The organism is Paenibacillus sp. Z3-2, from assembly GCF_054161325.1.
Genome location: NZ_CP096397.1, coordinates 4,133,335 through 4,154,988 on the forward strand (window position 1 = coordinate 4,133,335; position 21,654 = coordinate 4,154,988).

At 46.0% G+C, this 21,654-nt stretch carries 20 protein-coding genes; 4 read left to right on the forward strand and 16 right to left on the reverse strand.

The features are described 5' to 3' along the window. Positions 1-232: 232 nt before the first annotated feature. Complete coding sequence (locus M1D71_RS18670; protein ID WP_458123166.1) at positions 233-982, forward strand: 2-phosphosulfolactate phosphatase; 750 nt, start codon at positions 233-235, stop codon at positions 980-982. A gap of 79 nt (positions 983-1,061) precedes the next feature. Here the strand turns inward: M1D71_RS18670 and M1D71_RS18675 are convergent, their stop codons facing one another. From M1D71_RS18675 to M1D71_RS18695, 5 genes are all read right to left on the reverse strand, one after another. Next, positions 1,062-2,315, reverse strand: a complete 1,254-nt coding sequence (locus M1D71_RS18675; protein ID WP_458123167.1) for an aspartate kinase — start codon at positions 2,313-2,315, stop codon at positions 1,062-1,064. 190 nt (positions 2,316-2,505) lie between these two features. Beyond that, positions 2,506-3,063 (reverse strand): elongation factor P, encoded by a 558-nt coding sequence (efp, locus tag M1D71_RS18680; protein WP_036614394.1) that lies wholly within the window; start codon positions 3,061-3,063, stop codon positions 2,506-2,508. Positions 3,064-3,353: 290 nt separating this feature from the next. Then, positions 3,354-4,427 (reverse strand): M24 family metallopeptidase, encoded by a 1,074-nt coding sequence (locus M1D71_RS18685; RefSeq protein WP_458123168.1) that lies wholly within the window; start codon positions 4,425-4,427, stop codon positions 3,354-3,356. 39 nt (positions 4,428-4,466) lie between these two features. Further along, entirely contained in the window at positions 4,467-4,910 is a 444-nt protein-coding gene (gene aroQ, locus M1D71_RS18690) for a type II 3-dehydroquinate dehydratase (protein WP_442032198.1), read from the reverse strand. A 76-nt stretch (positions 4,911-4,986) separates the two neighbouring features. Then, positions 4,987-5,565, reverse strand: a complete 579-nt coding sequence (locus tag M1D71_RS18695) for a YqhR family membrane protein (RefSeq protein ID WP_458123169.1) — start codon at positions 5,563-5,565, stop codon at positions 4,987-4,989. A 214-nt stretch (positions 5,566-5,779) separates the two neighbouring features. Between M1D71_RS18695 and M1D71_RS18700 the strand changes: the two genes are divergently transcribed. Further along, positions 5,780-6,772 (forward strand): DUF1385 domain-containing protein, encoded by a 993-nt coding sequence (locus M1D71_RS18700; RefSeq protein ID WP_458123170.1) that lies wholly within the window; start codon positions 5,780-5,782, stop codon positions 6,770-6,772. A gap of 5 nt (positions 6,773-6,777) precedes the next feature. Further along, positions 6,778-7,110, forward strand: a complete 333-nt coding sequence (locus M1D71_RS18705) for a hypothetical protein (RefSeq protein ID WP_458123171.1) — start codon at positions 6,778-6,780, stop codon at positions 7,108-7,110. A 62-nt stretch (positions 7,111-7,172) separates the two neighbouring features. On the opposite strand, the gene M1D71_RS18710 is transcribed toward M1D71_RS18705, so the two are convergent. The 3 genes from M1D71_RS18710 to mntR all read right to left on the reverse strand — a co-directional run bounded on the left by M1D71_RS18710 (position 7,173) and on the right by mntR (position 10,511). Next, complete coding sequence (locus M1D71_RS18710) at positions 7,173-8,174, reverse strand: patatin-like phospholipase family protein (RefSeq protein ID WP_458123172.1); 1,002 nt, start codon at positions 8,172-8,174, stop codon at positions 7,173-7,175. Positions 8,175-8,263: 89 nt separating this feature from the next. Then, positions 8,264-9,874, reverse strand: a complete 1,611-nt coding sequence (locus tag M1D71_RS18715) for a family 10 glycosylhydrolase (protein ID WP_458123173.1) — start codon at positions 9,872-9,874, stop codon at positions 8,264-8,266. 208 nt (positions 9,875-10,082) lie between these two features. Beyond that, positions 10,083-10,511: a transcriptional regulator MntR gene (gene mntR / locus M1D71_RS18720; protein WP_062835284.1), complete on the reverse strand. Its 429-nt coding sequence runs from the start codon at positions 10,509-10,511 to the stop codon at positions 10,083-10,085. A 191-nt stretch (positions 10,512-10,702) separates the two neighbouring features. Between mntR and splB the strand changes: the two genes are divergently transcribed. Beyond that, a complete protein-coding gene (gene splB, locus M1D71_RS18725; protein ID WP_458123174.1) occupies positions 10,703-11,773 on the forward strand; it encodes a spore photoproduct lyase in 1,071 nt (356 codons plus the stop codon). Between the two features lie 139 nt (positions 11,774-11,912). On the opposite strand, the gene M1D71_RS18730 is transcribed toward splB, so the two are convergent. From M1D71_RS18730 to M1D71_RS18765, 8 genes are all read right to left on the reverse strand, one after another. Then, positions 11,913-12,626: a cytochrome c biogenesis CcdA family protein gene (locus M1D71_RS18730; protein WP_036614418.1), complete on the reverse strand. Its 714-nt coding sequence runs from the start codon at positions 12,624-12,626 to the stop codon at positions 11,913-11,915. A gap of 49 nt (positions 12,627-12,675) precedes the next feature. Next, the gene (locus M1D71_RS18735; RefSeq protein ID WP_017687569.1) at positions 12,676-13,479 is read right to left on the reverse strand and encodes a metal ABC transporter permease; all 804 of its coding nucleotides are present in this window, start codon (positions 13,477-13,479) and stop codon (positions 12,676-12,678) included. A 54-nt stretch (positions 13,480-13,533) separates the two neighbouring features. Then, the gene (locus M1D71_RS18740) at positions 13,534-14,292 is read right to left on the reverse strand and encodes a metal ABC transporter ATP-binding protein (RefSeq protein WP_458123175.1); all 759 of its coding nucleotides are present in this window, start codon (positions 14,290-14,292) and stop codon (positions 13,534-13,536) included. A gap of 99 nt (positions 14,293-14,391) precedes the next feature. Next, positions 14,392-15,399 carry a metal ABC transporter solute-binding protein, Zn/Mn family gene (locus M1D71_RS18745; protein WP_458127294.1) on the reverse strand — a complete coding sequence of 336 codons (1,008 nt, stop codon included), beginning with the start codon at positions 15,397-15,399 and terminating at the stop codon, positions 14,392-14,394. Positions 15,400-15,812: 413 nt separating this feature from the next. After that, positions 15,813-17,837: a methionine--tRNA ligase gene (gene metG, locus M1D71_RS18750; protein WP_458123176.1), complete on the reverse strand. Its 2,025-nt coding sequence runs from the start codon at positions 17,835-17,837 to the stop codon at positions 15,813-15,815. Between the two features lie 455 nt (positions 17,838-18,292). Further along, the gene (gene yidD / locus M1D71_RS18755) at positions 18,293-18,544 is read right to left on the reverse strand and encodes a membrane protein insertion efficiency factor YidD (protein WP_264927769.1); all 252 of its coding nucleotides are present in this window, start codon (positions 18,542-18,544) and stop codon (positions 18,293-18,295) included. 2 nt (positions 18,545-18,546) lie between these two features. Further along, positions 18,547-19,011, reverse strand: coding sequence for a Fur family transcriptional regulator (locus M1D71_RS18760; protein ID WP_433745014.1), 465 nt, complete (start codon positions 19,009-19,011; stop codon positions 18,547-18,549). A gap of 339 nt (positions 19,012-19,350) precedes the next feature. Then, positions 19,351-21,609 carry a stalk domain-containing protein gene (locus tag M1D71_RS18765; protein WP_458123177.1) on the reverse strand — a complete coding sequence of 753 codons (2,259 nt, stop codon included), beginning with the start codon at positions 21,607-21,609 and terminating at the stop codon, positions 19,351-19,353. Positions 21,610-21,654 lie beyond the last annotated feature (45 nt).

The following is a 21,654-nucleotide window of genomic DNA, read 5'->3' on the forward strand; positions in this document are numbered from 1 at the left end:
GGTTCACGCTTCTGGCGCTTGTTCATATCTCAAGTTTATGCCTGTACATTTAATTTATGACGCTGAAATCTATCATTTCTTCAGAATGCGGTTGAGAGTTGAAACCATAGATCAACCTACTGCTCTAGGCACCCGTCTAGATGTGCATGCATATGGTAATTGCAGATAGGTAAGTTCCATTCCAGTTCAAATAGAACTACCGATCCCCAGATACAGGAAGGAGTTGTGGGGAGTGCGAGTTGATGTGGTAGGCAATGTGAATGAGTTACGCACCATTGATGTTGCAGGGCGTAGTGCGGTTGTCATTGATGTATTATGTACGACCAGTACGATTGTTACAGCCCTGGCTTATAATGCTGCAGCTGTGATTGCCGTAGAGACGGTTCCACAAGCCAAACAAATGGAAATGAAAGATTGCATTCGGGGCGGGGAGCGGTTTGACAAAAAAATTACCGGATTCGAGGTGGGTAATTCCCCCTATGAATATATGACTGAAGGTGTTGCAGATAAAACGATCATATTGACTACAACCGATGGGACCCGGGCCTTGATCAAAGCTTCCAAGGCGAAACATGTACTCGCTGGATCATTTCTCAATGTGCAGGCTGTCGCAGCAGTTCTATGCGAACTGCAAAGAGATGTATTGTTGCTATGTGCGGGGACACAGGATGAATTTGCACTGGAGGATGGCTTGTGTGCTGGATGCATTATCGAAGAGCTACACCGACAATCCTATTCCCCCATTCAATTGAACGATCTCGGTATAGTCCTTCATCAGGCGGTATCCCAATGTAAGGACAGCATCCCGGATATGATGAGAATATCGTCTGGTGGGCGAAGGCTTGAGAAGTTAGGCAGGGTTCATGATATTTCGTATTGTTCTCAATTAAACCTGCTGGATTGTGTTCCGGAGATGGGGGAGGGGAACCGTATGGCGCCTTATCGGGGGATACGCGGGGAGAAGATATTCAAGTTGCTGTGAGAAATGCTATGAAAAAAAGGTGCACTGCTGCCCGTTGGCAACAGTACACCTTTGTTATGTTTACAAGTGTAGAAACAACTTATCTGCGATCTTGTGGTCCGCCAATAACGGCTTGCTCGGCGGTATCGAGATCATATGCTGTATGCAACGCCTTAATAACGTCATGCAGCTTCTCTCCATCAATGACACAAGATACTTTGATCTCGGAAGTGCTCACCATCTTGATGCTCACGCCTTCAGCAGAAATGACCTTGAACATCTTGGCAGCTACACCTGGGTGACTGACCATCCCAGCGCCAACAATGGAGATTTTAACGAGGTTCTCTTCAGATGTGACTTCACGGTAAGGCAAGCGGCTGTGAAGGCCTTCAATGACACGCAATGCGTTCTCACGATCAGATAGCGCAACAGAGAACGAGAAGTCCGCTTTGCCATCCATCACTCCGCTCTGAACGATAATGTCCACATCCAGCTGATTGGATGCAAGCGCACCAAATACTTCAGCCAGAACTCCTGGTACATCCGGCACACCCAAAATACTGATGCGAGCCACGTTTTTGTCATAGGCAATACCACTAACCACTACGCCTTGTTCCATTGCTGCTTCCTCCTTCACAACCGTTCCTTCATTATGGTTAAAGCTGGATCTTACAATCAAAGGCACACCGGAATGCTTCGCGTACTCTACTGCACGCGGATGCAGCACCGCTGCTCCCAAATTAGCGAGTTCCAGCATTTCGTCATACGATATTTCCTTCAGCTTGCGCGCAACCTTAACGATCCGCGGGTCCGTAGAATAAATTCCGTCTACATCCGTATAGATCTCGCACGCATCAGCCTTAATGGCTGCAGCCAGCGCTACAGCTGTTGTATCCGAACCACCACGACCCAGTGTTGTGATCTCGCCGTCTTCCGTCATGCCTTGGAAGCCAGCAACAATAACAATGTTACCTTCAGCAAGCGCTGCATTCACACGGTCGGGATGAATATCATGTATACGTGCTTTTCCGTGAACCGGCTCTGTACGGAATCCCGCTTGCCAGCCCGTAAATGATACTGCCTTGCGTCCAAGCGCTTGAATAGCCATCGATAACAAAGAGATCGAAATCTGTTCTCCTGTCGTTAAGAGCATATCCATCTCACGAGCAGGCAGATCACTATTCAGTTGTTTTGCCTGATCAATCAAATCATCGGTTGTATCCCCCATGGCCGAAACCACGACTACACACCGATGTCCTTCATCAGCTTTTTCTACAACACGTCCGGCTACACGCTTCATGCGCTCTGTATCTCCGACCGAACTGCCCCCAAATTTCATGACGTACAATGACAACGCAAATCCACTCCCTACCTTGTGCAGTATGCATAATTGATGTCCACCGTCATTATTCTCTACGAGAAATGACTTTAACCCAGTATATTACGAAAGCGACTGATAGGCTAATCTTTTTTCGAAAAAACCCTCTGCCACAGGAATGGCAAAGGGTTGTTAGTAACGTTTTTTAGCTTACAGGTTGTGAAAGTTACGCACGGGAAGAGTATTTACCTTCACGTGTATCGATCAGGAGAACGTCACCTTCGTTAATGAACAAAGGAACCTGTACGTTCAAGCCTGTTTCCACTTTTGCATTTTTGGTAGCACCTTGTGCAGTGTTACCTTTTACGCTTGGCTCAGTCTCGATAACTTTCAACTCAACGCTTGTTGGCAAGTCGATTCCGAGGATTTCACCTTGGTAGCTAACGATCTTAACGACCATGTTTTCTTTCAGGAAGTTCAATTCCCATTCCAGTTGCTCACTAGTCAATGTGAACTGATCATATGTTTCGTTATCCATGAACGTGTGCTCTGTACCACTTGCATAGAGGTAGGATACGCCACGGTTTTCGATGATGGCACGACCAATGGTTTCGCCTGCACGGAATGTTTTTTCAACGGTGTTACCATTACGCAGGTTTTTCAATTTGGAACGTACGAAGGCAGCGCCTTTACCTGGTTTAACGTGTTGGAAATCAAGTACGGTATAGATATCGTTATCTACTTGCACGGTCAAACCTGTTTTAAAATCGTTTACTGAAATCACAAAAAATCCCTCCTGATATGGTTGAAAAGTAGGTGATATAAGACGATGGGTTAATGTTATATGTAAAATGAATTCAAGAAAGGCCACCTTGTTCACTTCGATTGCAGTACCATCCTCCGATCACTGTTATCCCCAGATTTTTTGATCCCATTATTAATGGGAAAATCCGGTGATAAAGGCGAACGCTTCGCTTCATCAGATTGGTTCTGCACTCTCCGTTATGGTTGAATTTCTTATTTTCAATTTAAATAACACATTAAAAATCGTCTTATATCCCTGGTGGCTGTAATTTAGCCGATTACGGTGAACTTCTTGTCCGACTTCGTGAGAATATGAATACCCGTCTCGGTAATCACCACGTCATCCTCGATACGCACGCCGCCAAGCCCGTCAATATATATACCCGGTTCAACGGTAACAACCATACCCGGTTTCAATACATCGTCGCTAAGCTTGGACAAGCGAGGAGCTTCGTGAACTTCCATGCCCAGACCGTGGCCTGTGCTGTGTCCGAACTGATCTCCATATCCGTGACCTGCGATGATATCACGAGCCAGTGCATCTGCTTCCCGTCCGGTCATACCCGGTTTCAGGTTCTCCAGCGTATGTAACTGAGCTTCCAGTACAATGTCATAAATTTTGCGCAGTTCAGGTACAGGTGTGCCTGTTGCAATGGTACGTGTCAGATCTGAACAGTATCCGTCCAAAAGTGCACCAAAGTCAAATGTAATTAACTCATTTTGACCGATGACCTTGCTGCTCGCTACACCATGAGGCATAGCAGAACGTTCACCCGATGCTACAATAGTGTCAAACGAAGAGGACGTTGCTCCATGTTTGCGCATGAAAAACTCCATCTCCAGATCCACTTCACGCTCCGTCATGCCTGGTTTTGCAAATTGCAGAACGTGGCTGAACGTGGCATCCGCCAGATCTGCTGCTCTCTGCATAACCGCAATCTCGTCTTGATCCTTGAACATGCGAAGTTGTTCCACAATCCCGGATACAGCTTTCAGTTCGATAGATTGAAGTGCTTCAGCATAAGCGGAATGCGTGCCGAATGTGACACTATCCTGCTCAAAGCCCACTTCTTTGATATTCGCGGATGTCAGCAATTCGCGCACCGTATCCATCGGCTTAGCTCCATGCTCCACAACGGTAAATCCTTTGGCTTGCTGAGGCGCTTGTGACATATAACGGAAATCAGTCAGTAAATATGCATCCTGTTCCGTAATCAGCACATATCCCGCCGAACCTGTAAAGCCCGTCATATACCGACGATTAATCGGGTTTGTAATCAGCATTGCTTCGAGTTCACGCTCACGCATGGCTTCACGCAACTTATTTACTCGTTTGTTTTCCATCGGTAACCCTTCTTTCTCTCACATTCCCGGGTTCCCGGCTCAGGTTTGTTTGTCCAGATGACGCACAAGAGCCAGCAATCCCAGTTCATAGCTTACTTCGCCAAATCCGGCAATCTGCCCGATTGTTTCCGCTGCAATCACTGAATGATGTCTGAACGCTTCGCGTGCATGAATGTTGGATAGATGTACTTCCACTGTAGGGACTTTTACAGCATTGATTGCATCACGTATAGCATAGCTATAATGGGTAAATGCACCGGCATTCAATATCAGTCCGTCTGCTTCACCCATCGCTGCATGAATGCGGTCAATGATGTCCCCTTCATGGTTCGATTGATAAAAAGCGATGGAGACGCCAAGTTCATCAGCCTGTCTGCGAATTTTGTCCTCAATATCCTTCAGACTAAGCGTTCCATAGATGCCCGGTTCACGTACACCAAGCATGTTCAGGTTCGGACCATTGATCACAATAATTCGTTTCATCGCTACTCCACCCTCTCTGCAAATAACCATCTGCTATTTTAACACAGCCATTGCCGGATTGAGAAGCTTTTTTGCGCTATGCCCCCGCTTGCTCTGGCTCGCGTTTACGTTCATCCGTGTACTCCATGGCTACCGTGTAACCAATGAACAGCCCCCATAGCAAAAAGAAACAGAGTTCCGTGATGATTGAATCCCACGTTAAACCGTTCAGAGGCTTCATCATCCCCAGTTTCGGCCCTACCAGGATAAAGAGAATCAGCCACCAGACGATTCCATACACCATGCCGGGTAAAGGCCCTCTTAATTTTCTAATCGTGAACGTGTAGAGCAAGGAAGCCAAGATGGAAAAAACGATAAAAAACAACCAGCCTGTCAAATGTCCGGCTGCAGTATATATATATTCATGTTTGAAAAAAGGCTCGGCCAGAAATCCCACCGGCACAATCGTAAAATGCAGCAGATAGAATAGCCAGTGTAACCCACCCCAGATAAAGCCGGCAAAGAAGCCAAGCTCTAATGCAAAGGAAAATGGCTTGGTATAGTAGTGCGCTTGACCTTGTCTCTGAGTAGGGCGTCTGCCCTTATCTTTTTGCTGACGCTCATTCGGTCGTTGACCCTCATCATGTGATGTATCATCATGCTTACGTTCTGTCATCGATATTCTCCTTTATTTCAGTTGATAACTCCGTATTATGACTCGATTTTTGTGCCTGATTCTACGAGGTAGTATGTTCAAAACAGGACAATCTTAACAACATCCTTCAAGGATTGACTCACAAACTAGAAATTGCTCTTAAAATTCGATACAATAGGGTTATTAAACTGCCTTTGATCGCGAAGGTCTAGAACAGAATAGGAAGGTGAATAATTTGCCTCAACAATCCAAGCCTGTCAGCTATGGGGGGCAAGCTGTCATTGAAGGCGTAATGTTCGGTGGGAAACATGTCAACGTTACAGCTGTTCGTAGAAAAGACGGCGAAATTACGTATCTGGAAGTTCCCAAGCAAGACAAGTCCTGGGTCACGAAATTGCGGCGGATTCCTTTATTACGCGGAATTGTCAGCATTATAGATTCAAGTGTCAAAGGTAGCAGACATCTCAATTATTCTGCTGACGCCTATGCTGATGATGAACTGGAACCGGAAGAGAAAGCCAAGCAAAAAGAGAAAGAAGGTTCAGGCTGGAGCCTTAGCATGATCATTGGTGTGACTGCGGTAGCCATCCTTTCATTCCTTTTCGGTAAAGTTGTGCTTACATTGCTTCCTGTTGTCATTGAGAATTTTCTATTTAAAAATGCATTCGACAATCAATTTTTGCATAATTTACTGGAAGGCGGCATCAAGCTGATCCTGTTGCTCGCCTACTTGTGGTTGATCTCCCAGACACCGATGATCAAACGTCTCTTCCAGTACCATGGAGCAGAACACAAAGTAATCAGCGCACATGAAGCTGGTGAAGAATTGACACCGGAGAAAGTGCAAAAATACAGCCGACTGCACTACCGTTGCGGAAGCAGCTTTATTATGCTGACTGTCATTATTGGAGTGTTTCTATACTCCCTCTTCACGTACGATAACCTATGGGAACGGATGGGTCAGCGTCTGCTGTTGTTGCCTGTTGTACTGGGTATTTCTTTTGAACTGTTAAAGCTTACGAATTCGGTACGTGATATTCCTGTACTGCGTTATCTCGGATACCCGGGATTGTGGCTACAATTGCTGACAACAAAAGAACCGACCAACGAACAGGTTGAAGTATCCATTGCTTCGTTTAACCGTATGCGTGAGTTGGATTCCAAGCTCGCCAATGTCTCGGCTAGATCAGAAGTACCTGTTGCAACACTCGATCCTGTGAAAGGGTGAATGATATGAACAAGCAGGCAATCTTATTTTGGACGTTCATCGCACTAGCTGCTGTTGGAGTCTTGACTTGGCTGGGAAGCGCTAGTCCATCCAGGATCATTATTCCTCTGGTCGTGTTCGGAGCTGTATTCCTGCTGTATAAGTATCCGCCTCGTCGCTGGGCACAAAAAGCCAAATCACCGAAGATTAAGCCATCGGCACGAACTATGGCGAAAGTCAATGCACAGTCCAGTGCCAGAAAGAGCAGCAGCTCTTCGAAGAAACGCAAGGATTATCCTTTCCAAGTGATTCAGGGACAAAAAGGTAAAAGCGATGAAGATATACCGAAATTTCACTAAACGTTATTGAACATACAAAAGAGCAATTCTTCCAACAAGTGGAGAATTGCTTTTTTTCGTGTTTATACAGGAATCAGAGGCGGAGCTTCAGCTTGTTTCTTGCGGAGCTCTTTTCTTTGTTTGTCCAGCTGATCATCATACATTTTTGTATTCCATCCATTGAAAAATTGGGTTCCCGCGGTAGCACCGGATCGATACAAAGCCGTACTGTCTTGGACCGATAGATGAAACTGTGTCGGTTTAATCCCAAGCGTTGGTATTTTCACTGTACGGAACCGGTTAATCTGTTCAATATAGCGCTCATCATGGGCTGTGAGCATCGTCTCCACAAGAGCCTGAAGCATGCTTAGCGGTCCTTTAATCCGTGCAGGTTCCACTTCCGTCTTACCCACCATTTTGAATCCGACAACCGGAATCATGTCTCCCCCTCGTTCCGAACGATCACCATCGAAGAGCCACAACGGAAAATTGCTAAGCAATCCACCATCCACAACATAAACGAACTGATCTTGAAAAGGCAGACCTTTGGAGAATACCGGCGATTTGCGTATCACGACCGGATCGAAAAAATAAGGAATACTGCAACTCATACGTACCGCTTTCGCAACATCCAGCTTGGCAGGATCAATTCCGAAGCGCCGAATATCATCTGGCAGCACCAGAATGGTCCCATTGGATATATCTGATGCGGTAATGAGCAGTTTGCCTTGTGGCAAATCGGCAAAAGTGCGAATCCCTTTCTGCTCCAGCATCTTGCGAATCCATGATTCCAGTGCTTCCCCCGAATACAAACCTTTCTTCAAGAACAGCCTCGCTGCGGGCCCGATCCATCGGGTATTAAATATGGGGGAACGACGCAGCAATGAAGCAAACGGCGTATTCTCAATAATGACTTTCATCTCTTCGGCCCGGTAACCAGCCGCTAATAGAGCAGCTACAATGGAACCCGATGACGTCCCAGCCACCCGATTAAACTGAACCCCGCAGTCTTGAGCACCCTGTACAGCTCCCGCAAGCGAGATTCCCTTCACGCCTCCACCTTCAAACACTGCGTTAATTAACACAACAAAACCCCCGTTCTCCAGGCAGCCACGTTTCTACTGCCACTCTATGAGAACAAGGGTTTGTCTTATAACTGTATTGTTAAATTGTTTTAGAGACCATAATAAGCTTTTAATTTGGCAATTAAGCCGAGAGGGTTCTTCGTCAGGTACTGTGAACTAAAGAATATATCCCCTTTAACCGAAGAATACTTCTTGTTATAGTTCAGCTGATCGATGATCTCCTGTGATGTCTGCCAGCCAATCTCTGGCGTACCTAACTTATAAGGTGAGTGGCCGATATACAATTTTACATTCGTGTTAGCCACTTCATTCGCCCACCAGTCCACGACTTTGTCGTATCGGGCTACGTTCAATGTCATACTCCAATACACCTGAGGGGCGACATAGTCTATCCACTCCTGGTTAATCCATGTCCGCACATCCGCATTCATGCTATCATACGCGGTTACTCCTGCTTTGGTATCAGAACCTGTCAGATCAACGGATTTGTTACGCCAGACTCCAAATGGGCTAATTCCATATTCAACGTTAGCTTTCACTCTGTGAATGCTCTGTCCAAGCTGCTTGACGAATTGATTAATATTGTCACGACGCCATTCAGCACGGTCCTTGGTATTCAATGTGTTGTAAGTTTTGAAGGCTGCATCATCATTAAAGGTCACATTGGACGGGTAGAAGTAATCATCCAGATGTACACCATCAATATCATACTGATTGACCACTTCCATGATCGTATCAATAATATGCTGTCTGGCTTCGGGGATACCCGGGTTAATGTACATTTTGCCGGACGCGTTCACAATCCAGTCTGGATGAAGCTTGGAAATGTGATTTGCAGCCAGATTGGATGTACTCGCCGAATTCGTTGCTCTAAACGGATTGAACCAGGCATGGAATTCCAGGCCACGTTTGTGTGCTTCCTCCACCATGAACGCGAGGGGATCATAGCCGGGATCTTTACCTTGTGTTCCTGTCAATACGCTGTTCCAAGGTACCCGACCTGAAGGATAGATGGCATCCCCATTGGCTCTCACTTGAACGAATACGGCATTAATGCCCATACCTTGTAAAGTATCGAGCTGTTTCGTGTACTCCTGCTTTTGCTTCTCCGCATTTCCCTTGGCCCCGGATGAAGGCCAGTCTCCATTCACAGTGGAGATCCAAGCTCCCCGCATCTCTTCAGAAGCTGGTACAGAGCCTGTACCTCCAGGCTCTGCTGGGGTTGCCGGTGTTGGTTCAGGAGTCGGTACTGATTCGCCCCCTGTGTACAGATCAATGGTCTGAGCTGCCTGATTCCAGTTCACCCGAATACCAAGATTCTCACTGACGAATCGAATAGGTACCATGACCCGACCTTGCTTCAATTCTACGGATGCATCCAGACCAACTACAGTGTTATCCACGGTAGCCTGCTGGCGTCCGCTCGTCATCGTGATGACAGAATCGGATTTCTGGATCGTCACGGTACGTGTAGCCTGAGACCATAGAACAGACGCACCCAGTCCTTCACTAATAACACGCAGAGGTACCATCGTTACATTTACCTTAGGCAGGATGTAAGGTGATACATCCGATTCCAAGCGGTTGCCATCAAGAAAAATAGCGATTTCCTTCTGCCCAGCTGCTTGTGCTGTCATACCTGCTGTCTGTAATCCAAGTACAAAAATGAGCAGCAGCATCAATCCTTTACGAAGCTTCATCAGTGCAATCCTCCAAAATCATTATAATTTGCGGTAAATTCTACTAGTTTAATAGACGCTCCTAACGGTTGTTTAGTTGCGAATATCACCAAATTATGGTGTGAATGCACAAAAAAAATGCTTCCTGCCATTGAAACGGCAAGAAGCATCCTTTGATCACAGGATACGATTCATTGTATATCACCATGTTTAAATTAACTGCTGTAAATCAAGACTCCGTATTACTCATGACGTCCTGAAGATTTTTGAGGTCACGTAACCGACTCTCATCCTGACGAAAGTATTCAACCAAAGACTCAATGCAAGTAATAGAATCCCAGCTCAAGTGATGTTCAATACCCTCAACATCATTATAGATGTTCTCTTCCTGAACACCAATCGTTGTCAAAAACTGTTCAAGCAGATGATGGCGCTCCATCAAACGTTTGCCCATCTTTTTGCCTTTTGGCGTAAGTACCAACCCGCGGTACTTCTCATAGATCAGGTACTCGTCTTTGTCCAGCTTTTGGATCATCTTGGTCACCGATGAAGGATGTACTTCCAGTCCTTCAGCTATATCAGACACACGAGCATAGCCCTTTTCATCAATTAATTTGTATATACGCTCCAAATAATCTTCCATACTGGGCGTTGGCATCTGCTTCCCTCTCTTCTCTCTGACCGGCCCTATTCGTGCCAGGTCCCTATCTTATAATGATACATGTTATCAATACGCATTGGCAAGTCCTGCACAATTCAGAGTGCATGGTTACGCAATTAATTGGAAGGCGTGACTATTCCCCGAACGAGGCAAACTAATTAAGGTTCCGCATCGAAAGGAGTGATTTCGTGAGTACAAGCGTCGCCCAAGCGCCAGTTCGTAAAGCAAAAGGTACTAAACCCTTTATTCCCGATTTGGTGTATTTTGAACCCGGTGCGTTGGAATATGATAAAGGCAAACGAATTATGGAATGGGTAACATCCAAAGACATCCCTTATCAGATGACCACATCCCATAACCGGATCACGAACCTGCCGGGTGAAACCGAACAAGAAAAGTACCGGATGGCGAAGCGTACTCTGGTCGTCGGTGTGCGCAAAACACTCAAGTTCGACCAGTCGAAACCTTCAGCGGAATATGCCATTCCCATCTCTACAGGCTGTATGGGGCACTGCCATTATTGTTATCTTCAAACTACACTTGGGGCTAAACCTTATGTCCGTGTCTACGTCAATACCGAGGAGATCATTCAGGCTGCAAAAGGATACATCGAAGAACGCGCGCCTGAAATCACGCGATTTGAAGCAGCCTGTACTTCCGATCCTGTGGGACTTGAGCATATCACGGAAAATTTGAGTGACCTGATCCGTTTTATGGCTGAAGAAGAATATGGACGCTTGCGGTTCGTAACCAAATATCATCACATTGATCCGTTGTTGAACATTAAACATAATGGACACACCCGTATCCGGTTTAGCGTCAATTCGGATTATGTCATCAAAAACTTTGAACCGGCTACCTCCAGATTTGAAGAACGCATCGAAGCTGCTGGAAAAATTGCACACGCCGGTTATCCTCTGGGGTTCATTATCGCTCCGATTATGTGGTATGAAGGCTGGGAAGAAGGATACTCGGATCTGTTGCAGAAGCTGGCAGATACACTTCCAGAGGAAGCGACCAATGATCTTACGTTTGAGATGATTCAACACCGTTTTACCAAAACGGCCAAAGCGACCATTGAGAAGCGTTATCCCAAGACCAAGCTGGAGATGGATATTGAGAAACGCAAGATGAAATGGGGCCGCTGGGGTCAGTACAAGTATGTGTATAAAGATGACCAGCAGGATGCGCTTCGCGAATTTATTACGGAACGGATTTTTGAGCATTTTCCATTAGCTAATATTGATTATTTCACCTAAACGAAAAACTGCCCAAAATCATAGCTGATATTAGTATTCCTAACAAACGATTAAAAAGCAGGTTACATGACCAGAATAACTCTGGTTTTATGTAGCCTGCTTTGCCATACTTTTTTAAAATAAAATTCAGTTCATGCGTTTAAATAATCATCCAGTCTGGCGTGATCTGCTGCAACCAGATTGTAATCTTCGTCATCTGATCTGTAAAAAGTAATACGCCAAGGAACAACATTAATGCTCCTCCGACTTTCATCATGACATTGGAATACCGTAAAATCCAGCGTGTCGAGCCGATGAAAAACGCCAAAATAAAGAAAGGAATTGCAAACCCTGCGGTATAGCCTGTAATCAGCGCCAACCATGTTGTAGGCTCACTCGCAGCCATAGCAATAATCGCTGTTAGAATGGGGCCTATACAAGGCGACCAGCCTGCTGAGAAACCGATGCCAAAAATAAAAGAGCCCAGATATCCTGCTGGTTTCCATTTCATATCCAACTTGCGTTCCTTCATCAGAAACTGCGGCTTGAACACACCAAGCAAAAACAATCCCATAAGCATAATCAGAATCGCAGACAATTGACGAATCAGTTCGCGGTTATCATTGAAAAATTGGCCAAACAGTCCGGCACCAAGGCCAAGCGAATAAAATACAGCCGAGAAGCCTAAAATAAACGCCAGCGTGTGCGTCATCGTCTTAAATCGGACTTCTCGCTGATTGCGGTCATCCTTCAATTGTTGCACCGTCATACCTGTGATATAGGAAAGGTATGATGGATACAACGGAAGACAACATGGTGATATAAATGAGACCAAGCCTGCTACAAAAGCCATCCATACATTAACATCAGGCATGAAGCGGATGTCTCCCTTCCCTGGGCCCACGTGCTTGCTCGTTTAATCGTCAGGCTCGGAACCCTTTTTTTCCAATCATCGTCAGAATTAGCATCATGATCAGCAATAATACGATTGTTGCTCCAGGTGCGAGGTTCCAGATGCCTGCTACAACCAGTCCAAGGACTACGGCAATTTCACCGATAACCACGGACAGAATAATGGCAGATTTGAAACTTCGGGCCATCAATAGGCTGACAGCTACCGGAATGGTCAATAACGCCGATACTAGAAGCGCACCCACAATCTTGATCGCCGTACTAATAACAAGTGCTGTCATCACAGTGATTAACATGTTCAGAATTCTCACAGGTAATCCTGTGACAGCTGCCGCATCTTCCTCAAAGCTCAGCAGGAAAAATTCCTTATGTAACAACGCCACTACGATCACCACGATCAGCGTAACCACACCTACCAGCTTCAGATCCGTCGCATCCAATGTATATATGCTGCCGAACAAATAACTCATGACATCTGCATTATATCCTTTGCCCAGCGTGAAGAACAATGAAGCAAGCGCCACGCCTCCGGACATGATAATGGCAATCGATAATTCGGCATAACTCTTGTACGCTTTGCGTAATTTCTCTATTGCAAATGAAGCAAGAACGGCAAATATCAAACCTACCGCAATGGGATACACTTCAATCAGGAATCCGAGTGCAACGCCGGCGATGGTCACATGAGACAAGGTATCTCCGATCATCGATAACCGCCGTAACACCAGAAACAGTCCGATCAGCGGAGCGGTGATGCCAATTAACAATCCACCCGCCAGCGCACGCTGAAAAAAATCACTCATTAATATTTCCAAAACAAACACGACTCCTTCGGCCTTGCTCTAATTCTAATGGGCCATAAAACACGGCTAGCGTACCTGTGCAGTAGTATGTTGCAGATTGGTCTCGGCACAATCTTGCAACTCATGCGAATGACGGACATGGAAATTAATTTTGCCATTCGTTACCGCAGCTTCGGAACCCAGATAACTCTCCATCCGGTCCATATCATGAGACACCATTAGAAAAGTCATCCGGTGATGTTCATGCATATGCGTAATCAGTTCAAAGAAACTGGCTTGTGATTCAGCATCAATACCTACCGTTGGTTCGTCCAAAATCAGCAGATCCGGGTGATTGATAAGCGCTCGCGCCAAAAATACACGCTGCTGCTGACCGCCGGACAACTGACCAATACGTTTGTTCGCCAGATCCTCGATCCGCATGACTTGCATTGCATCCGTGCACTGTTGCTGACATTTGCGAGACATACGACGGAACATGTTTTTGTTGTTGTATAAGCCGGACATGACCACTTCACGAACGGTCGCAGGGAACAACGGGTTAAATGCATTCTTTTGCGGCACATACCCGATACGGTCCCAATCTTTGAACCTGCGGATCGATTGTCCAAATAGTTTGATATCTCCCTGCGCAGGAGGTAACAGTCCTACTAGCATGCGCAGCAATGTCGTTTTACCCGCCCCATTGGAACCGATAATCCCGACAAAGTCCCGCTCCTGGGCCATAAAATCGAGATTCTCAATCACTCGCTGGTCCCCATAGGAAAATGATAGTTTCTCGATCTCTATAATTGGATCATGACATAATGGCATGATTTGCTGCATGGCAAAGCCGCCCTTCATTATATATAAGGATCTCATAGCGTCCTAAGAGCCTTCACCGCGAACGGTAAAGACTCTTATGTCTGATTCCTTCATTCTATCTTATTTTAATGCGATCAGCAGATTTTGCAAATTTTTCTCCATCAGGGTGAAATAATCATCCCCGTTTGTTGCTTGCTCTTTGGTCAATCCCTCGACTGGATTAAGGACCATGGTTTCCACGCCTGCTTCGCTCGCCAGTGTTTTCGCCAATTTGTCAGATACCAACTCTTCGAAGAAAATATATTTGATACCTTCATCTTTAACCAATTTCGCAAGCTTCACAATATCCTGTCCTGTCGGTTCAGCATCGGGGAAGAGTCCCATAATGGCATGCTGGGTTAATCCATAATCACGCGCAAGGTAACCAAACGCTTGGTGCGAGACAACAATTTCATTGTTCGGTACTGTAGCCAATTCATCTGTAAAACGCTGATCCAGCGTCTCAAGCTTCGTACGAAGCGCTTCATAACGTTGTTCGTAACCTGCTTTGTGATCAGGATCTGCCTCGACCAGACTATTTTTAATGTTTTCAGCCATGATCATGGCTGATTTCGGACTAACCCACGTATGTGGATCAGTATGATGATCAGCTACATCTTCGCTGGTAGCCTCATCTGCGTGTTCATCTGCATGCTCGTCTTCGTGTTCTTCGCCGTGACCATGGCCATCATCACCCTCAGCGGTTAACAGCTTAACGCCTTCGCTGACGGCAACAGACTTCACCTGTGTATCACTGTTCAGCGACTTCAGGAAATTTGGTACCCATCCTTCCAGTCCAGCTCCATTATAGAAGAACAGCTGTGCCTTGGTCGTATTGACAATATCCTGACTCTTCGGAGTCCAGTCATGTGGCTCAACTCCCGTTGGCAGCAGGTTAATGACATTGGCATCTTCACCACCGATTGCAGTTGTAAAAGCATATACAGGATAAAATGTCGTCACGACGTTTACTTTACCTTCCACCATCTTGGCATTATCGGAACTATTCTGCCCACACGCAGATAATACCAGCAAACTGAGAATAAGCAGACCCGTCCATAGCAACTTCATGTTGCCTCTTTTGTTCATCTTCCCTGCCCGGTTAGCCCGAACTTGATGTTGCACTTTATAAAATGTCATTATGATTCACTCCGCATCTCTTAATCGTAAACATTACTGAAAGAATTATAGGTAACCTGAACCCAGTTGTCAAGCTATCTCGTCCTATTCATTCTCTCCCGAAGTACGAAGTTCATAACAGTTTATGCTTGTTCTCTTCCCTTAAGATGCGAATTATATCAATAAAAAAAGGGGCCCGAATTACATCGGGCCACCTTATGTCAATTTTATGACAGAACTTGAATCAATTTCATAACTCAATAAAACTAGATTTTTGTAACTAGATTTTTGTAACTAGATATAGACAAATTGAACCGTTTTGATCTATATCTAGCCTTGATTGAAGCAGCTAAAGGTATTATGAAATTGATTCATTTATATTCTTATTTCACTTGTGCGCCATTAGGCATGTTTTCAGGTACTGTAGCCAGTGTTAGTTGGTCGCCGTGCGACGCTGCCAGAATCATGCCCTGGGACAGTTCACCACGGAGTTTCACTGGTTTAAGATTGGTCACACAGATGACTTTACGTCCAATCATCTCTTCTGGCGAATAAAACTTCGCAATTCCCGATACAACCTGGCGCTGCTCATAACCCAGATCCAGCTGCAACTTCAGCAACTTATCTGCTTTTTTGACCGGTTCGCAGGCAATGACTTGCGCGACACGCAGTTCTACTTTGGCAAAATCGTCAATACCGATCTCTTCCGTACCTTCAGGTGCAGTTACCGGTTCAACAGCTGCCGAAGCTCCAGCATCTGCTTGACTCGCTTCAGGCTGTGCCGCTTTTTGGCCGCCTGTCATCGCTTCTGAGATATAAGCAATTTCCTGTTCGGAATCCAAACGAGGGAAGATTGGATCCCCTTTTTGCAAGGCGTTTCCAGTCGGAACCAGACCCCATTGCTTGGCTGAATCCCAAGCCGTGAGTTCGCCTTCCTGAATGCCGAGCTGTGCCCAGATTTTATGAGGAGCACGTGTCAGGAACGGTTGCAACAGAATGGAAGCAATCCGCAAGCTTTCGATTAGGTGAGACATAACGGATGCCAATTCATCACGTTTTGCTTCATCACGAGCCAGCGCCCATGGCTGCGTCTCATCGATATATTTGTTGGTGCGACTGACAAACTGGCTGATCGCCGTCAGTGCTACGGAAAACTGCAGGTTTTCCATGGACTGTTCCACTTTTTCCACCGTGGCATGGCCTGCTTCTTCCAGCAAAGCATCAAATTCCGTTACATTCGAAGCAAATGCCGGGGCTTTGCCTTCAAAATATTTGTCTACCATCGCAACTGTTCGGTTCAACAGGTTGCCCAGATCGTTCGCGAGGTCGGAGTTGACACGCTCTACGAAGCTCTCTGGTGTAAATGTACCATCAGAACCAAACGGCACTTCACGCAGCAGGTAATAACGCAATGCATCCAGACCGTAGCGGTCGATCAGGGTCACCGGATCAACGACATTGCCTTTGGATTTGGACATCTTGCCATCCTTCATCAACAACCAGCCATGTGCGAAGACTTTCTTAGGCAAAGGCAGATCCAACGCCATTAACATGATTGGCCAGTAAATCGTATGGAAACGAACAATTTCTTTACCTACCAAATGTACATCCGCTGGCCAGAACTTGTTATACAGGGATGCATCGGATGAACCGTAGCCCAGAGCTGTAATATAGTTGGACAACGCATCAATCCACACATAGACCACGTGTTTTGGATCGCCTTTGACTTTGACACCCCATTCAAATGTGGTACGTGATACGGCCAAGTCCTCAAGACCTGGCTTGATGAAGTTGTTGATCATCTCGTTCTTGCGGGACTCCGGCTGAATAAAGCCCGGGTTCTCCTCATAATATTGGAGCAGACGATCTGCATATTTGCTCATGCAGAAGAAGTAGGATTCTTCTTTGACCAGTTCAACTGGGTGTCCGCTATCCGGACTCTTGGCTGAGATAATCTCGCCTTTTTCATTCTTTTCCACATCAACCAATTGTGTCTCCGTGTAATAAGTCTCATCCGGAATGCTGTACCAGCCTTCGTACTCGCCCTTGTAGATATCACCCTGCTTCAGCAAACGGTCAAAGATATCCTGAACCACGGTTTTGTGGCGCTCTTCTGTTGTACGGATAAAGTCGTCATTGGAAATGTCCAACTTGTTCCACAGTTCCTTAATGCCCACAACGATATCGTCGATAAAGGCTTGCGGTGATTGTCCTTTCTCTTGTGCCTTGCGCTCAATCTTCTGGCCATGTTCATCGGTTCCTGTCAGATAGTGAGCATCATAACCGCGTAGACGCTTGTAACGAACCATCGCATCTCCCGCCACAGTTGTATACGCATGCCCAATATGCAATTTGTCACTCGGATAATAGATCGGGGTTGTCAGATAAAATGTTTTTTGGTCAGCCATGAATGACTTCTCCTCCTTCAAATGTTCCTGCTTCTTGTGCGCCCTTTCGTCTAAAAACACTAAAAAAGTACACAAAAAACTCCCGCCCCTATGGGACGAGAGTTGCTCTCACGTGTTACCACCCAAATTCCCCGTATTTTTCACAAAACACAGGCTCTGTCGGTCCTTCGACCGCCCATTAACGCTGGATCACGCCTCAGCCTTACGACAGCAGCTCTGAAATCACTGTCTGCACGCTCGAAAGAGGTTCCTCCGGGACCATATTCCATCCTCCTCCCAGACCGGTTCTCAGCTCATCCGGCTCTCTGCACTGGGGGTGTGTCTGTACTTATCCCTTCACTGGAAATCATATAGGAAAAATATACTGAAATGCGGCCACCTTTGTCAAGTGGACAGCATACTCAAGTTCAATCCTGGCCTGCTTCCAGGCCCCCCGAATACTTCAGGCTACATCGTTACTCTGATACCATCATGGATTTCTCCGTCTTCGGTGGTACCAGATCTACACCACCTGGATGAAACGGGTGACATTTGGCAATGCGTTTTGCTGTTAGCAACGAGCCCTTGAGCGCACCGTGTACTTCAATCGCCTCCATGGCGTAAGCCGAACAACTCGGATAGAACCGACAAGTTGGCGGCGTTAATGGAGAGATATAGTTGCGGTACACCCGAATGGGTGCCTGAGCAATTCTGCGCGATAACTTCATGGTCAGTGCTTCCCGTGAGCGTGTTGATGTCCAGACGCCGCTTTGGCCGGAGCATACTCAGCACAGTCCTTGCAATATCCAAATACCTCGAACTTGTGATCTACAACCTGAAATTGCTCAGGCGCATCCGCAAGCTGCATCGGGCAAAAAACAATCGGGTATGTCTTTTGACACTTCAGACAGATCATATGATGGTGATGATGATCTTCACTACAATGTGCTCTGAATTTGACGCCATCTTCGAAGATGACCTGTTCCAGTACACCCAGTTCTTGCATCACACGCAAATTCCGATATACCGTGTCAAAACTCAGTCCGCTATAAGTCTTACCCATATATTCATAGACGTCCTTGGGTGTAAGATACCCGGGCGACTCGGCAAATAACCGGGCCAATGTTTTCCGCTGATCGGTAATGCGGAGCCCCTGTGAGGACATGGTCGAAATAATCTGTTCTGTCGACAGCATGATCTAAAGCACCTCCTGTCATACGAGCATTTTGCATTATTCATAGAGCGACAGTTATTCAGCAAAAACGAAAACTTTTGCTTTCTTGTATACCTCTAATAATGCATCAAATTATGATTAGAGTCAACGAAGACACCGGGTTATATCATTCCAACAACACATAAAAAGGACTCCATGCACATGCAATGTCATTACGTTTAGCTTTGAGCTAATGACATTGCATTTTGATGGAGTCCCTTCCTGACGGTTCAGATGATCAATCGTTCGGGCGACTTTTGGGGTGAACGGGTATATATGATATAAGCTTTCACTCCAAACCGTCCGTGCATGTTCATGATATTACTTTTCAGCCGGAAGCGGTGTGAACAGCAGGTTAACAGGCAGGTTACTACCTGGTGCCGCCGAGAAGAGAATGGTTACACTCTCGCCGTACGAACCTGTGCGATACATAACGCTTTGCTCATTTGGTGCTGTTACAGATTTACCTGTGGAAATCTGAACGACCTGTCCATTCACAAGTGCCACACCTGAGTATCTGCCCCCACGAGGGTTGAATGAAATCAAAGTACGTGGAGCAACGTTATTCAATGTAATTTTGTACAATACACCGAAGTTACCTGCGTTTGAAGCTTCTGTATATGCCATAGGATCCGTTCCTACAAGGTTTGGATCACTTGCATTATCTCCAAGTGGAAGACGTGCAGGCTTCGACCCTACTTCTTGATCGTACGTAATAACCCGTGTTGCATTTGGATACGTTCCACGGTTGTGAACCCCATCACGATCCAGAACCGGCAGGCTCGACAACACTTCCATCGGGTCCTTGTTCTCTTCGATCATGATAATGTTGTAATCCAGTTCATAGTCACTGAATACATCCGAATACAAGGAGATGACTTGTCCCTGTTTCATCGGAAGAACGCTCAGATCATTGAGGATCAGCTTGCTTTCTCCTGGCTGGATGTACACTTTCTTTTGTCCGGTGCCATTCTGCATGGACTGGAACCAACGGTCAATGGATAACTTCCCAGCTACCGTTGCAAAAGGAGACGGTCCTGCAAAGCCCATGTTTTGCTGTTCAATGGACGCCGTGTAGGCATTGTTGTTTGTCGCTACAACGTACATTTTCACATTTTTGCCCGTGTTGTTCACATGGTGAATCATGAAGCGTGTCTGTCCAAAGGAAGATTCCTTGTACACAATGCCTTCCGTATTCACGGTTTCCGGGCTGTTACTGCGGATCAGCAGACTTGGTTCATCATAATAGGTGAAAGGAACTTTCTCCAATGCCGGTACGCCGCCACCGTCGAATGTAAATTTCTCACCTACTGGTGTGAACAATTGGTTGAAGTCAGTCAAACTGTAGAGCGTTTCGCCCGTAATATTGATCATCTTGGTATAGCTGTCGCTAGCACCATGTTTATCGGTAACTGTAATCGTTACGGTCTTCGGTCCTGGAACAAAGAATGCCAGTGCATTGTTATCCCATTCTGTTTTTACAATCGCATTCTCATCATCTGTACTTTGATCAATATAGGTGATTTTCTCACCCATTTTGTATTCTTCCTTATCTGTCATAAACATTGCGACAGGTGGCAGATTCGGTCGTTCAACCTTAATCGTAACCGAGTACGGATCACTCCATTGACCACTCGAATCCTGGACCGCATAGGTTACCGTATATGAACCTGGTTGGTCGAATGAATCCTGACGGCCAGTCCAACGCTCATCAACAATGCTGAGTCCTTTGGGTGAACTGGATCTGGTTGTGTAGGTTACCTGGTCTCCAGCAAATACTTCTTTTTGTACCGTGAAGCTGGCTACCGGTTTGGTACTCAGATTCAATACAACCGTTTTGGCCGGTTGATTAACTTTATATGTGATGTTCAGGGCCTGCGTAATCGACGTCAGTGGCACCATGAACGTATTCTTTTGTTGATAAGCAGGGCCCTTCATCGATCTGGATACACCATTAACGGTATAGATTGTGCTGTTGGTTTTGAAACGCAGCTCATCTTCACCACTAATGATGATCGTTTCTTTGGTTGTGTTATCGTATTTAACATCATAGCCGACCCGATCTACGAGAGCACGGATGGCTACATAGGATACACCGTTTTTAACAGCCATTGGCTGTCCGGCAAGATATGTTTTGCCATCTTGCATCATTTTGTTGCTGTTCATATACAGCGTGAGGTCTCCACCCCCGCCTCCAGCGACAGTTGAATTTCCTGTAGACGGTTGCTCCACTTCTACCGGTGCAGGTGCAGGTGCTGGTGTTTCCTCAGCTGTACCTTCTTCGTCCGTAGGTTCCGTTACTGGCTCAACAGGAGTCGCGTCTGTTCCTGTAGGAACATCTGTCTCAGGATTCACTTCTTCAGTTGTTTCATTATTTGATGTTGGAGTGTCTGTTCCGGATTTCACTTCGGATTCCGCGATGGTTTGTTCTTTCTTCACAACCTCCACGGATTTAACTTTGGCTGTATTCACTGGTGTAGTATCGCTCTGATCAGCTGATTGTGCATTGGCAGGAATGACTGCAAACGCTTGAAAAACAGCAAAAGCGGTAAGTATGGACAATTTTTTCTTCAAATTCATTCTTTGTCTTTGGCTCCTTCTGCTCCCATTTTATAAATATCCCCC